Source organism: [Clostridium] celerecrescens 18A, from assembly GCF_002797975.1.
Lineage (GTDB): Bacteria > Bacillota > Clostridia > Lachnospirales > Lachnospiraceae > Lacrimispora > Lacrimispora celerecrescens.
Genome location: NZ_PGET01000001.1, coordinates 2743177 through 2757268, shown reverse-complemented (window position 1 = coordinate 2757268; position 14092 = coordinate 2743177). Strand labels below are relative to the sequence as shown.

Genomic DNA, 14092 nt, shown 5'->3' with positions numbered 1-14092 from the left:
ATTAATGAAGATTGCTGTAACTTATGACAACGGAGAAATATTCCAGCATTTTGGAAAAACGAAGCAGTTTAAGGTTTACCAGATAGAAGAGAAAAAAATAGCATCCACAGAAGTGGTTGATATAGAAGGAAACGGACAAGGTGCATTGGCAGACTTCTTAAAAGGGCTTGGCGCTGATGCCGTAATCTGCGGAGGAATCGGAGAGGGAGCAAGAACCTCTTTAGGTAAAGCTGGGATCCAGTTGTATCCCGGAGTAACCGGTGCTGCTGATCCTGCGGCGGAAGCCTTATTGGAAGGAAGCTTGGTTTATAACCCGGATGCATGCTGCAGCCATCATGGGAAAGATGGGCACTAAACCATAAAGAAAGACCGGGGAGCAGGCGGAATCTTAAGATTCCGTTTGCTCCCCGGTCTTTTTGTTTCGGCTTAAGAACCGGTCGATTGGTAATGGGACAGTCCAAAATTCCATAAAAGGCCGGCTGGTACCAAAAAGAGACAGGCAGCCAGAGGAAGGAAGCTGTACCATGATTCAGAGGTCTTACCTGTGAGATATAAAAAGGGATAATACTGAAACAGGGCAAAGGGAACCAGGTAAGTACAGATGGTCAAAAGGGTTTTCCCATAGATGCCGATGGGATATTTCCCGTATTCTCTGGCTCCGTCCGTGAATATATTCATAAATTCCAGGCCCTCCAGGGTAAAAAAACATATGGAGGCAAACATCAGATAAATGGCTGCGAACACCGCCACCCCGCCTATGATCATAAGGACGACGGTCATAACGCGGACAGGGGTCCAGATGACAGAACTGGAATACAGGCCGTAGATAAGCATAACGACAGCCTGCAAAAGCCGGCCGATTCTGGTCAGCTCTATCTTACTGCACAAGACAAGAAACAGGCTGCCCCTTGGCCGGAGGAGGATGCGGTCAAATTCTCCGTTTCCGATGATGGTTTCAAACGTGTCCAGGCTTCTAAAGATGGTCTCTGCTATGGTAAAGGCCATAAGCGTAATGGAAAAACAGAGCAGGACCTCTCCGTAAGAAAACCCCTTTACTTCTTTAAACCGGTCCATCATAAAGAGGACTCCAAGAAATATGTTAAAGGAAATTAAAAACTGCCCGATGGTGGTTAAGAGGAAAGAAACTTTATGCTGCATCATGCCCTTTAAGTGTATGATAAGATACTTTTTATATAATTGTATTGAATTCATGTTTCCTCCTTTCAACCGCCCTGGAACACAACACGCTTTAAGGCATTTCGCTCCATGACTCGTCCGATAACCAGGAACACCGCCAGCCAGCATACCTGTCCAAGAAGACTGATATACATATCATGGCCCTTCAAGTCGCCGCCGAAAATCCGGAAAGGGACATTCTGGGCCGATGCAAAAGGCAAAAAGTTTACAAATTCCCTGATCCCGTCCGGCAGGAATGGAAGAGGGATGACCGCACCGCTTAAAAACTCGGAAAGGGAGGTGACAATCAGTTTGATTCCCTGGGAGGAAATGGTGTAAAAAACGGACATATATACCACCATGCCAAAGGCGACTACAAAAAGAAGCCCCAGGGTCATAGACAAAAGGGTAAAAAACCATGTATGGAGGCTTCCGGGTAGTGTAAGTCCGTAAGGAGCCGGCAGCAGCCAGGCAAACAGCAGGATGGGCATGCACCGCAGAACTGCTTTGGAAAGGCGGACAGCCAGACTCCTAACAAACCACATATGGTAAAGGCGGATCGGACGGCATAATTCGTAGGCTACGTTTCCGGTGGTAATGGAATTAAAAAGCTCTGACTCCCAGAACCAGGTCATGTAAAGGGCCAGAAAGGCCTGCTGAAGCCATATGTAGGTGGAAAGAGCCTGAAAGTCCATGGGAAAGCTTTCCGGAGCAGCCTCATAAAAGGCCCGGAATAAGAGAATCTCCATGGTTCCCCATACGAACTGGGTAACCATGCCGGAAAGGGCCGCTGCCCGGTATTGAAGCCCGTGGATAAAACGGATGCGGAAAAAGGACCAGTATTTTTTCATGATTTCTTCCTCCTATATCCTGTAATCCCGGTAAAGGGCGGCAATGATCTCATCCAGTGCAGCCTCCTCTGTGGGACGGTGGGACTTTAAATCAGAAAGGGTGCCATCCAAAAGCAGCCGTCCTCTTCCAATTAAGAGGACCCTGTCTGCCAGAGCATCGATGTCCTGCATATCATGGGTTGTAAGAAGGACTGTTGTCTTGTGTTCTTTGTTCTGCTTTCGGATGAAGTCCCGGACCGCAAGCTTGGATACTGCATCCAGACCAATGGTGGGTTCATCCAGAAACAGAATTTTAGGTCTGTGAAGAAGAGACGCTGCGATTTCACAGCGCATCCGCTGACCCAATGACAGTTGTCTGGCCGGAGTGCGCAAAAGCTCGCCTAAAGATAAAAGCCCGGTCAGCTCGTCAAGGGTTTCCTGGTATTGGTGTGTAGGGATTTCGTAGATGTCGCGGAGCAGTTCAAAGGAATCAAGTATGGGGACATCCCACCAAAGCTGGCTGCGCTGGCCGAATACAACGCCAATGTCCTTTACATGTTCCTTACGTTCCTTCCATGGGATACGGCCATTGATCATGCAGGTGCCGTTATCCGGTGTCAGTATTCCGCTGAGAATTTTGATGGTGGAGCTTTTACCTGCTCCATTCGGTCCGATATAGCCTACCATTTCTCCGTCGCCTATGGTAAAGGAAATATCGTTAAGAGCTTTAATGAGTTCCATCTCTCTGTGAAAAAGGGCCTTCACTGCTTCTGAAAAGCCGGCACTTCTTCTTGCGACCTTAAAGGTCTTGTTCATGTGTTCCACTTGAATCATATAAGTTCCTCCTGGTAGTAATATTTGTGAATCCGTTCGTTCCGGCAGCGGGCAGCTCTTTTTTTATAAAGAAGCTTGTCATGACCAGTCAGAGGATCCTAATATCTTTCCAAGCGGTGAGCGCCATTGGGGTAACCAATGGAAACGCTGCTCTCCGGAATCCGTAATTTACTTTTTCCGGGGACTCTACCGTGGTATCAATATTCTCTTTTCCTGAATGTCAGATGTGAAATTAGATTGGAAAAGGACCTTTAGTCTACCACCGCCGATATAGGCTGTCAAGTGAGGAGGAAAAAACTCTTGACAAATTTTGAAAAAATGATAATATAAACATATGAACAATTATTCATATAATAATATTAGGATTAAGGAGGTACCAAATGGAGCAGGATAACAAAAAGAACATTCGGGATTGTGAGATCGACCAATGCGATTTTATCTGTGTTCATGAAAATGTCGTGAATCAGGTGCTAAAGGTCATGCCCCAGGATCAGGAGCTTCTTGATCTGGCGGATTTCTTCAAAGTATTTGGTGATGCTACCAGAATAAAAATACTCTATGTACTCAGCCAGTCGGAGATGTGTGTGTGCGATATTGCAAATCTTTTAAAGATGGGCCAGTCAGCCATTTCCCATCAGCTTCGGGTGTTGAAGCAGATGCGCCTGGTGAAGTTCCGCAGAGAAGGTAAGACCGTATTTTATTCTCTGGCCGACGGCCACATCGAGTCAATTCTGGCTCAGGGGATGGAGCATATCAATGAGTAATGAAGACGCTAATAAAAAAACATAAAAGGAGAGAATGGTTATGAAAAAGATTATTAAACTGGAAGGCTTATGCTGCGCCAACTGTGCGGCTAAGATTGAAGAAGAGGTTAAAAAACTGGCTGGTGTGGAGAGTGCATCTTTAAGCTTTATGACTCAAAGGATGACCATGGAAATAGAAGACAGTAAGTCGGATGAAATCGTAGAAGCAGCCAGAAAGATATCAAACAAGATTGAACCAGAAGCAGAATTTAAGGTACTTCGGTAAGAACAAAGGAGCAGCTATGACAAAGAAACAGAAACGAATGGCAATAAGGCTTTTAGCCAGCGCCCTGTTTTTTGCAGCAGGGATGTTTGTGGAAGGAAAGGTTGCCTGGGACTGGATATTCTTTTTGATCTCCTATCTGGCAGCAGGTTATGACATACCTTTAAGAGCAGCACGGAATATTATGAACGGCCAGTTTTTTGATGAAAACTTTCTTATGTCAGTGGCAACCTTCGGAGCCATCGGCATCGGTGCTCTGGAAGAAGCAGTAGGAGTTATGCTGTTTTACCAGGTAGGTGAACTTTTTAATGACTACGCGGTAAATAAGTCCAGAAAATCCATCACCGATCTTATGGATATTAATCCGGAATATGCAAACCTTATTAAGGATGGGAAGGAAGAAAAGGTAGACCCTTATGAAGTTTCCGTTGGAGACAGTATCGTAATAAAGCCGGGAGAAAAAGTCCCTCTTGACGGCATCGTCGTAAAAGGGACCGGAGGGCTGGATACCAAGGCCCTGACCGGAGAATCCATGCCGGTGGAAGTGAAGGAAAACGATGTCATATTAAGCGGTTCCATCAATTTAAACGGTGTACTGGAAGTCCAGGTAACAAAGCTTTTTGATGACTCTACAGTAGCAAAGATTTTGGAGCTGGTAGAAAATGCCAGTTTTAGAAAAGCAAAAGCTGAGAACTTTATTACAAGATTTGCAAAAGTTTATACACCGGTTGTGGTGAGCCTGGCGCTTATTCTGGCAGTGATTCCGCCTTTGTTTTTTGGCGGAGAATGGGGGACCTGGATTTACCGTGCCTGCAGCTTTCTTGTTGTCTCCTGTCCCTGCGCCCTGGTGATTTCCGTGCCTCTTAGCTTTTTTGGAGGACTTGGAGCAGCGTCCAGGCATGGGATTCTCATGAAGGGAAGCAATTATCTGGAAGCCATGGCTTCTTTAGATACGGTTGTCTTTGATAAAACAGGAACCCTTACTACAGGAAAATTCCAGGTCACAGATGTGGATCCTGTAGAAGGTACAAAAGAAGAGCTTTTAAGGCTGGCGGCTTATGGGGAGTTTCATTCCAACCACCCCATCGCTTTATCAGTAAAGGAGGCTTACGGAAAGTCTGTAGATGAGGCATTAATCGGCTGTGTGGAAGAGATTGCAGGATATGGCATTAAGGCAGAGCTTAAAGACGGAGAAAGAATAAAGGAGCTTTATATCGGCAATGCAAGGCTTATGGAGCAGAAGGGAATTGAGATCACTGACCAGGGGCCTGTGACAGGGACGTCCCTTTATGTGGCAGATGGAGGGCGCTATCTTGGTTCCATTACCATATCTGACACCATCCGGAAAGATGTGCCCATAGCCTTAAAAGGATTAAAAGCAGCCGGAGTCAGGAAGCTGGTAATGCTGACTGGAGATAAGCCGGAAGTTGGTCAGGCAGTTGGGGAAAAGCTGGGACTTGATGAGGTTCACGGCGGACTGCTTCCCGGTGATAAGGTAGGAAAGGTAGAGGAATTGCTGCGGGGAAAACCGGAAGGACATAACCTGGCCTTTGTAGGTGACGGCATCAATGACGCTCCGGTCCTTGCCCGTGCAGATGTTGGGATCGCCATGGGTGGAATCGGCTCTGACGCGGCAGTGGAAGCTGCAGATGTGGTGATTATGACGGATGAACCGTCAAAGCTTATAGACGCCATTGCGATTTCAAGAAAAACCGCAGGAATTGTAAGGCAGAATATTATTTTCGCCATTGGAGTGAAAGTACTCATTCTGATATTATCGGCGGCCGGAATAGCGTCTATGTGGGCAGCCGTATTTGGAGACGTAGGCGTCTCGGTGCTTGCCATATTAAATGCCATCCGGGCTTTAGCATATAAAAGTAATCAATAAAAAATATTGACAAATTTTTTTCTAGCTGTTATATTTTACACATATGACGGGGTGGTGCAAAGATGGTCCATTGATGTGAGACTGTATTTGCCTACCCTTTTTCCATTACAGGAAAACGGTTTCTTATGGTTTTTAGAAGGGAGAAAGCATTATGAACAAGTACAGCAAAGAAGATATATTCCGGATTGTAGAGGAAGAAGATGTGGAATTTATCCGGCTTCAGTTCACTGATATTTTCGGTATGCTGAAGAACGTTGCAATTACCAGAAGCATGCTTGGGAAGGCTTTGGAGAACCGCTGCATGTTCGATGGCTCTTCCATTGAAGGCTTTGTAAGAATGGAAGAATCCGACATGTATCTTTATCCGGATCTTGATACCTTTGAGATTCTTCCATGGCGTCCCCAGCAGGGGAAGGTTGCCCGACTGATGTGCGATGTGTATTGTCCGGACAGGACGCCCTTTGAAGGAGATCCCAGATTTGTGCTGAAAAAGGTATTAAAAAAAGCCAGGGACATGGGATATGAATTTCATGCAGGTCCGGAATGTGAATTCTTCCTTTTTCATATGGATGAAGAGGGACGCCCCACAACAGATACCCATGAAACCGCAAGCTACTTTGACGTAGCTCCCATTGACTTAGCTGAGAATGTCCGCCGGGATATGGTGCTGACGTTGGAGGAGATGGGGTTCATGATCGAAGCATCCCATCATGAAATTGCACCGGGACAGCATGAAATTGATTTTCAATATGCAGAGGGAATGGTGACTGCGGATAATATTATGACCTTTAAGATGGCGGTAAAGACCATAGCCAAGCGCCACGGACTTCACGCAACCTTTATGCCAAAGCCCAAAGCAGGGGTCAATGGCTCTGGAATGCACATCAATATGTCCCTGTCTGATTTAAATGGCAGAAATATGTTTGAGGATGAGACAGATGAGCTGGGCTTAAGCAGGGCTGCTTACCAGTTTATAGCCGGAATCCTTTATCATATGAAGGGTATGACCATACTCACCAATCCCCTGGTCAACTCCTACAAGCGTCTGGTTCCCGGATACGATGCTCCGGTTTATATTGCATGGTCGGCAAAGGCAAACAGGAGTCCCCTGATCCGAATCCCTTCTTCCAGAGGGGCGGGCACCAGGATTGAGCTTCGCTGCCCGGATACTGCCGTTAACCCCTATCTGGCTCTGGCCGCCTGTCTGGCTGCCGGTCTTGACGGGATCGAAAAAGATATGACTCCGCCGCAGAGCGTTGACCGTAATATATTTACCATGCATCCAGAGGAAATTCTGGAAAAAGGCATTGAACATCTGCCGGAGACCCTTGGAGAGGCCATCGAGGCCTTCCGGAAAGACGATTTTATGAAAGAAGTGCTGGGCGAACATATCTACACCAAATACCTGGAAGCCAAGGAAACTGAATGGCACTTATTCCGGGTACAGGTGACGGATTGGGAAGTGGAAGAATACCTGTATAAGTACTGATGATTCCTGTTTTCTGATACGGTTATCTGGAGGTGAGAGTGTTTGACCAATGTGATAGTGGCATTTTCCAGAGAAGAGGATGCAAAAAATATTAAAAATATTCTTGTGAGAAATGGCTTTGCGGTGGCGGCGGTCTGCACCTCCGGCGCCCAGGCGGTAAACAGTGCTGATGAGCTGGGCAGCGGAATCGTAGTATGCGGCTGCAGGTTTGCTGATATGGTATTTCATGAGATATATGAATGCCTTCCGGGAGGCATGGGGATGCTCCTTCTTGTGTCGCCGAGCCAGTGGAGTGGCAGAGTGCCTGAGGGCGTGGTCTGCCTGGGTCAGCCCTTAAAGGTACAGGACTTAGTAGGCACTCTGGAAATGATGGTAGAATCCCTTACCAGAAGGCGGAAGAAATTAAAAAGCCAGCCCAAAGAGCGTAGCATGGAAGAAAAAGAAATAATCAGGCAGGCAAAGGAGCTTTTGATGGAACGAAACCATATGTCCGAAACTGATGCACACCGTTACATCCAGAAATGCAGCATGGACAGCGGAACCAATATGGTGGAAACCGCCCAGATGATCGTGAGCCTGATCAATCGATAGCTATGGGAGAGAAAGATGAAATTTACAAAAATGCAGGGAATTGGAAACGATTACGTTTATATTAATTGTTTTGAAGAATCCGTGGAAGATCCGGCGGAGCTTGCAAGAAAAGTCAGCGACCGCCATTTTGGGATCGGATCGGATGGGCTGATTCTCATTTGCCCGTCAGAAACGGCGGACTGCCGTATGCGGATGTTTAACTCCGACGGTTCGGAAAGCCAGATGTGCGGCAATGGAATCCGTTGTGTTGGGAAATATGTTTACGATCATCATCTGGTGGAAAAGACGGAATTCGATGTGGAAACCGGGGCAGGGATCAAACACTTAAAGGTTAAAACAGAACATGGCAGGGCTGTTCAGATTACGGTAGACTTGGGAGTACCGGAGATCACCAGCCAGGTGCCGGAGCTGATTCGCATGGAAGGAAAGGACTACGAGTTTATCGGCATTTCCATGGGCAATCCCCATGCCGTTTACTATATGTCTGACATTGACGGTCTGGATCTTTTGGCCATGGGGCCTGTCTTTGAAAACCATGAGCGTTTTCCGGAACGCACGAATTCCGAATTTATTGAGGTGGTGAGCCGTGATTACATTCGGATGCGGGTATGGGAGAGAGGCAGCGGGGAAACTTATGCCTGCGGAACGGGAGCCGCTGCCAGCGCGGTTGCTTCTGCTTTAAGCGGCCGCACTTCCCATACGGTTGAGGTGGAATTAAAAGGAGGCAATCTGACCATCCACTGGGATAGGGACGGAAGCGGCCATGTGTTCATGACCGGTCCGGCGGTAGAAGTATTTGAGGGAGAGTTTGACATAACAAATCTTTAGGATAACTGGAGGAACCAATGGTAAAAATCAATGAAAATTACTTAAAATTACCGGGAAGCTACCTATTTTCCACCATTGCAAAAAAGGTAAATGCCTTTACCAAGGCGAATCCCGATAAGAAGATCATCCGGCTGGGGATCGGAGATGTGACCCAGCCCATTGCGCCTGCTATTATAAATGCTCTTCATGAAGCAGTGGATGAGATGGGACATAAGGAGACCTTTCACGGTTATGCTCCGGATCTGGGCTATGGTTTTTTAAGGGAAACCATTGCAGAGGAAGATTACACCGTAAGAGGCTGTGAGATATCCTCTGATGAGATCTTTATCTCGGACGGGGCCAAGAGTGATTGTGGAAATATCCAGGAGATCTTTGATGAAAGCTGCAGAATCGCAGTTTGTGACCCGGTTTATCCGGTTTATTTGGATTCTAATGCAATGGCAGGAAGAACAGGAGAATATGAGGCTGAGGCTGGTAAATGGAGCAATGTGATTTATATGCCCTGTACGGCTGAGAACCATTTTGTACCTGAACTGCCAAAAGAGACACCGGATCTCATTTACTTATGCGTTCCGGGCAATCCGACCGGTACGACTCTGACAAGGGACCAGTTAAAGGTCTGGGTGGATTACGCCAATGAAAATGGTGCGGTGATCCTTTATGATGCAGCTTATGAAGCCTATATCGCCCAGGATGATGTCCCCCATTCCATCTATGAGATTGAAGGCGCGAAGACCTGTGCCATTGAATTTCGTTCTTTTTCCAAAAATGCAGGCTTTACCGGGGTTCGTCTGGGATTTACCGTCATTCCCAAGGCTCTGGAAAGGGGAGGGGTTTCCCTTCATTCCCTGTGGGCCAGGCGCCATGGAACCAAATTTAACGGAGCCCCTTACATCGTTCAGAAGGCAGGGGCAGCGGTTTATTCGGCTGAGGGAAAAGCCCAGTTAAAGGAACAGGTGGCTTATTACATGAGAAATGCGAAAGCCATTTACTCAGGATTAAAGGAAGCCGGGTGTGAAGTTTACGGCGGTGTCAATGCGCCTTACATCTGGTTAAAGGTACCGGCGGGAGTGACCTCCTGGGAATTTTTTGACAGACTTCTTGAGGAAGCCGGTGTGGTGGGAACTCCTGGAAGCGGGTTCGGGCCAAGCGGCGAAGGATATTTCCGTCTGACCGCATTTGGAACCTATGAGAATACCATAGAAGCCATTGGCCGGATGAAAGAAATGCCATCCTTAAAAAATAAACATTGACAAGTTTTTGATGATTAGTTATGATGAATTTATGAAGAACAATAGCGTTCAGTGCCCTGGTGGCACTGGCGCTTTTCTTATTTTTGGGAGGAAGTAATGGACGATATCGATAAAAAAATAGTGAAGACCCTGCAAAACAATGCCAGGGCATCCTTAAAAAATATAGCGGAAATTGCCTTTCTGTCTTCTCCTGCAGTTTCTGCCAGAATTGAAAAGCTGGAACGGGATAAAATCATCACCGGATATCATGCGGCGGTGGATTCAAGGAAGCTGGGATATCATATCACCGCATTTATAAGTCTTGATGTTACTTCGGCGGATAAAATCCGGTTTTATGGAGATATGGAGTCCATTCCCAATGTGCTGGAGTGCAACTGCGTCACAGGTGAATACTCCATGCTGGTCAAGGTGGCCTTTCCAAGCACCATGGAGCTGGATATTTTTATCGGACAGCTTCAAAAATATGGAAAGACCAGCACACAGATTGTATTTTCCACTCCGGTAGGGCCAAGAGACATGGATGTAATGGCGGAAATAGGAGAAAAAGAATAAATGTGGTACAAAAAAATGGTACCGAGAAGGCTGCCCCTACATACTTTATATAATAGAAGTATGTGAAGGGAGTTTTTCTTTTGGCTGAGAGAATGATCGTAGTAATAGATGCCGGTCACGGCGGCACAGATCCAGGTGCGACCTTTGACGGACGGCAGGAAAAAGATGATAACTTAAGGCTTGCGATGGCTGTGGGAAGAATTCTTGCAGACAACGGAATGGATGTCAGGTATACGAGAACTGACGATACCTACAATACGCCCCTTGAAAAGGCTGTGATGGCCAACGATGCGGAAGCTGATTTTCTCGTTTCCATTCACCGAAATGCCATGCCGGTTCCAGGTACCGGTTCCGGAATAGAGGTTCTTGTATTTGAAGATAAAGGGGTGTCGGGCAAGCTGGCAAGAAACATAGGTGAAGCCTTAAATAAGACGGGATTTACCAACTTAGGCACGGTGGAACGTCCGGGGCTGGTAGTACTCAGACGGACAAAACTGCCATCGGTTCTGGTGGAAGCAGGATTTATTGACAACGAAGAGGATAATAGTCTGTTTGATCAGAATTTTCAGATGATTGCCCAGGGGATTGCAGAAGGCACTCTGAATTCTGTATACGAACAGGCAGCGACATGCCCCGAATATTATCAGGTGCAGACAGGCGCATTCCGGGTTCACACTTTGGCCGAAGATCAGGTTAATACTTTAAAGGCTCAGGGGTTCCCGGCATTTGTTGTTTATGAAGATGGACTTTATAAGGTTCGTGTGGGGGCATTCCGCAATATTGATAATGCGGTGCGCATGGAGCATACGCTCAGGCGGAACGGATATAATACGTTCATGGTAAAAAGACCGGCTGTGTTTTGAAATCTGGCCGCAGGGAGCAGGCAATGCCCTTGCGGCTTTTTGTCATCCGTTTCATGTATTGTCAGGTAATGGCCGGAACCAGGGGAAAAATGTATTAGAAGCGGTTAAAAAGGCATAGGATATACCATATCTATAAATTCAGGAGGAATTGCTTGGAGTATATCAGTGAACTTCTAAAAGGTGTTATCATTGGTGTGGCGAACATACTTCCCGGAATCAGCGGGGGAATGTTAGCAATTACCATGGGAGTGTATGATAAGATCATTCATGCGGTAACGCAGCTGTTTCGGGAGCCTTTAAAAAGTCTGCGGATTCTCCTTCCCTATGGGGTGGGAGCGATGGCCGGCATTGTTTTTCTGTCTCTGGCATTTGAATATCTTTTCCATACATATCCGCTCCAGACCAAAATGGCATTTTTGGGATTGATTGGGGGCGGGCTCCCTACCTTGTTTCAAAAATCATTTTCAAAAGACCGGGCAGACATAAGGAAAGGGATAGTAACGGCTGCCCTTACCTGCGGCGTGGTCATTCTCATTACCTTTATCGCTGAATCAACCATTACCTCCAGCAGCAGCGGGGAGGGAATGAATATGGCTTCCGGTGCGGCTTATCTTTCTTCCGAAAAGTTCTGGGTATTTACGCTGTTTCTGGTGGGCCTGGTTGCTGCGGCCACCATGGTGGTTCCGGGAGTGAGCGGCTCCATGATTATGATGATGCTGGGTTTTTATGAACCTATACTGCAAACAAACAATGCCTGCATAAGAGCTCTCTCATCCTTTGATGTCCAAAGCCTTTTGTTCAATGGAAGAGTGCTTGCACCTTACGCAGCAGGTCTTTTGATAGGTGTTTTTCTATTTGCAAAAGTGGTGGAACGTCTTCTTACCCGCCATAAACGTCAGATGTACCGGGTTATCATAGGCCTGGTGTTTTCCTCTCCATTTGTTATCTTATGGGATATGCCGTGGGAAATGGTGAAGCTGTATGAGCTGCTTGGAGGAATCGCTCTTGCGTTACTGGGATATGTGGCAGCTGAGATGCTGGGGGGCGAAGGATAGAGAGAATAGAAAAAGGAGGAATGGCTTCCTCCTTTTTTATATGCTTGCCTGATAAAAGTGCGGATATATCTTAGGGCTCTATGACCTGGTTTTTAAGAGTATTCTGCAATTCGGGTAATTCCTACATAAATGTGAGAGATTCTGTACCATGTTGCAAAGTCGATGATACCGGTTACCGGAAGCCCGAAGATGGACTGGAACTGCCGGACGGCGTTTGCGGTTGCCTGGCCATAGATTCCGTCGGCCGTGATACGTGGGATCGCAGTATAGACGGAAGCGATTGTATCAAGCTGCTCCTGGACCTGGCGGACCTTATCTCCGCTGGCGCCGATGGTTAAGTTGTAACCAGGGAAGGAGGAGGGGATTCCGGATACCTGTTCGGCGGTGTTGATATACATATTGCTTCCATAATAGTGCCGCAATATTTCAATAGCGGTGTAGCCTTGTTCTCCAAGCCTTAAACTCCCCCACTGAGTCATCCAGTTAGGGCATTGGACTCTGTTGCCGTCACAGTACTGAGTAAGTATGGGCTGCCTGATGCCGGGGCGGGATAAGTAATTGTTAAAGATTTCGTCAACGACCTGTGAAATGCTTTCATAAATATTTCGTCCATGGATCCATTTATGGTCAAAGGCTGTGGAAGATGTAATGGTGAAATCATACCCCTGGTTCCTATACCATTCCGTATATACCCGGTTTAAAGTAAAGCTCATGATAGCAAGGACATTGGCGGTAATCGTAGACCGGGGCCAGGTTGCATAGATTTCGCTGGAAGCCACGTTTTTAATATAGTCAAGGTATGGGACGTAATAATTGGTAGCCGTCGGATCGGTGGGGACTCCGTCGTGGACTACGATTGTCTGGGGGATTACCACACGGCTTAAAACGATTTCTCCGGTCTCTGCCACTGTTTTTACTTCAGATTCCGCAATTTTCGGGGGATATTCTCCATATAAGGTGTGGTCCGGAATAACAATAGGAACGTCCGGAGATACTGCATCCTGGATCGGAATCATGCGTACCGGTTGTATGGCTGTGGTGTCCGGAAGGATTTCCGTGCCGGAGATGGCGACGGGCTCAAATCCCTGGGCCCGGATATTAACGACGTATTCCGAGTAAGGTTGGGCAAGGCCGGGAGATAAGCTTAAGTCAAGGGGAGGAGCCGCCAGGCTGACCTGTTCCGTCTGGCCGGAAGAATTGGTGGTAAGCTGTTCCACTGTACTTTCAGGATCTCCTTTGTAGGCGATGGAAACCTCCGCATCCCGGACGGGAAAGTTGTTTTCCTGGGAAACTACGTTTACCTGAAGAATACCGGTATATGTGGCTTCCTGGTCGCCGTTAGCATTGGTTTCCTGGGCTACGGCTGTTATGTATTTTTTCATAGAATGCCCCTTAATGAATTGATTATTATTAAATATATTAAGGGGTAAAAGGAATAATTACAAAAGCACCCGCAGGTTAAGATAAATTTTAATCCTGCGGGAAGCTTTTAGAAAAAGGATGATTTTGTTTCTTGAAACATGGACTCCACATAGTTTCGCATTTCATCCCGGCTATCAACGTTTCTGGCTCCGTCTACGATCCTGTCTCTCTCTTTTTCCGAAAGACCGGCAAACCGGGTCAGAATATCCGAGTGCTGCGCTAACTCCATGGTAAAGCCAATGGGCAGTTCGCTGTTATCAATCATGATTTATCACCTCAGCCTTA

The 14092-nt window shown here is 46.8% G+C and carries 16 protein-coding genes; 11 read left to right on the top strand and 5 right to left on the bottom strand.

From position 1 onward, the window contains the following. Positions 1-4 precede the first annotated feature (4 nt). Complete coding sequence (locus H171_RS12715) at positions 5-355, top strand: NifB/NifX family molybdenum-iron cluster-binding protein (RefSeq protein ID WP_100305482.1); 351 nt, start codon at positions 5-7, stop codon at positions 353-355. A gap of 71 nt (positions 356-426) precedes the next feature. On the opposite strand, the gene H171_RS12710 is transcribed toward H171_RS12715, so the two are convergent. From H171_RS12710 to H171_RS12700, 3 genes are read right to left on the bottom strand one after another with little or no spacing between them, the layout of a single operon-like run. Then, complete coding sequence (locus H171_RS12710; RefSeq protein ID WP_100305481.1) at positions 427-1212, bottom strand: ABC transporter permease; 786 nt, start codon at positions 1210-1212, stop codon at positions 427-429. A gap of 11 nt (positions 1213-1223) precedes the next feature. After that, positions 1224-2027 (bottom strand): ABC transporter permease, encoded by an 804-nt coding sequence (locus tag H171_RS12705; RefSeq protein ID WP_100305480.1) that lies wholly within the window; start codon positions 2025-2027, stop codon positions 1224-1226. 12 nt (positions 2028-2039) lie between these two features. Continuing rightward, positions 2040-2840 (bottom strand): ABC transporter ATP-binding protein, encoded by an 801-nt coding sequence (locus H171_RS12700; protein ID WP_100305479.1) that lies wholly within the window; start codon positions 2838-2840, stop codon positions 2040-2042. A 380-nt stretch (positions 2841-3220) separates the two neighbouring features. Between H171_RS12700 and H171_RS12695 the strand changes: the two genes are divergently transcribed. From H171_RS12695 to H171_RS12650, 10 genes are all read left to right on the top strand, one after another. Next, positions 3221-3604: an ArsR/SmtB family transcription factor gene (locus tag H171_RS12695; RefSeq protein WP_029701568.1), complete on the top strand. Its 384-nt coding sequence runs from the start codon at positions 3221-3223 to the stop codon at positions 3602-3604. 40 nt (positions 3605-3644) lie between these two features. Further along, positions 3645-3869 (top strand): cation transporter, encoded by a 225-nt coding sequence (locus H171_RS12690; protein WP_100305478.1) that lies wholly within the window; start codon positions 3645-3647, stop codon positions 3867-3869. 16 nt (positions 3870-3885) lie between these two features. Further along, on the top strand, positions 3886-5754 hold the full coding sequence (locus H171_RS12685; RefSeq protein ID WP_100305477.1) for a heavy metal translocating P-type ATPase: 1869 nt from the start codon (positions 3886-3888) through the stop codon (positions 5752-5754). Between the two features lie 151 nt (positions 5755-5905). Then, positions 5906-7243, top strand: a complete 1338-nt coding sequence (gene glnA / locus H171_RS12680; RefSeq protein ID WP_100305476.1) for a type I glutamate--ammonia ligase — start codon at positions 5906-5908, stop codon at positions 7241-7243. Between the two features lie 42 nt (positions 7244-7285). Beyond that, positions 7286-7834, top strand: a complete 549-nt coding sequence (locus H171_RS12675) for an ANTAR domain-containing response regulator (RefSeq protein WP_100305475.1) — start codon at positions 7286-7288, stop codon at positions 7832-7834. 15 nt (positions 7835-7849) lie between these two features. Then, positions 7850-8662, top strand: a complete 813-nt coding sequence (dapF, locus tag H171_RS12670) for a diaminopimelate epimerase (protein ID WP_100305474.1) — start codon at positions 7850-7852, stop codon at positions 8660-8662. A gap of 17 nt (positions 8663-8679) precedes the next feature. Continuing rightward, positions 8680-9915: an LL-diaminopimelate aminotransferase gene (locus H171_RS12665; RefSeq protein WP_100305473.1), complete on the top strand. Its 1236-nt coding sequence runs from the start codon at positions 8680-8682 to the stop codon at positions 9913-9915. Positions 9916-10011: 96 nt separating this feature from the next. Further along, a complete protein-coding gene (locus H171_RS12660) occupies positions 10012-10467 on the top strand; it encodes an Lrp/AsnC family transcriptional regulator (RefSeq protein ID WP_100305472.1) in 456 nt (151 codons plus the stop codon). A gap of 92 nt (positions 10468-10559) precedes the next feature. After that, positions 10560-11330, top strand: coding sequence for an N-acetylmuramoyl-L-alanine amidase (locus H171_RS12655; protein WP_100307513.1), 771 nt, complete (start codon positions 10560-10562; stop codon positions 11328-11330). A 152-nt stretch (positions 11331-11482) separates the two neighbouring features. Continuing rightward, positions 11483-12385 carry a DUF368 domain-containing protein gene (locus tag H171_RS12650; RefSeq protein ID WP_100305471.1) on the top strand — a complete coding sequence of 301 codons (903 nt, stop codon included), beginning with the start codon at positions 11483-11485 and terminating at the stop codon, positions 12383-12385. 92 nt (positions 12386-12477) lie between these two features. On the opposite strand, the gene H171_RS12645 is transcribed toward H171_RS12650, so the two are convergent. Both H171_RS12645 and H171_RS12640 read right to left on the bottom strand, forming a co-directional pair. Continuing rightward, positions 12478-13767 carry a peptidoglycan-binding protein gene (locus tag H171_RS12645; RefSeq protein ID WP_100305470.1) on the bottom strand — a complete coding sequence of 430 codons (1290 nt, stop codon included), beginning with the start codon at positions 13765-13767 and terminating at the stop codon, positions 12478-12480. 107 nt (positions 13768-13874) lie between these two features. Further along, positions 13875-14072 (bottom strand): hypothetical protein, encoded by a 198-nt coding sequence (locus tag H171_RS12640; protein ID WP_038278888.1) that lies wholly within the window; start codon positions 14070-14072, stop codon positions 13875-13877. Between the last annotated feature and the right edge of the window lie 20 nt (positions 14073-14092).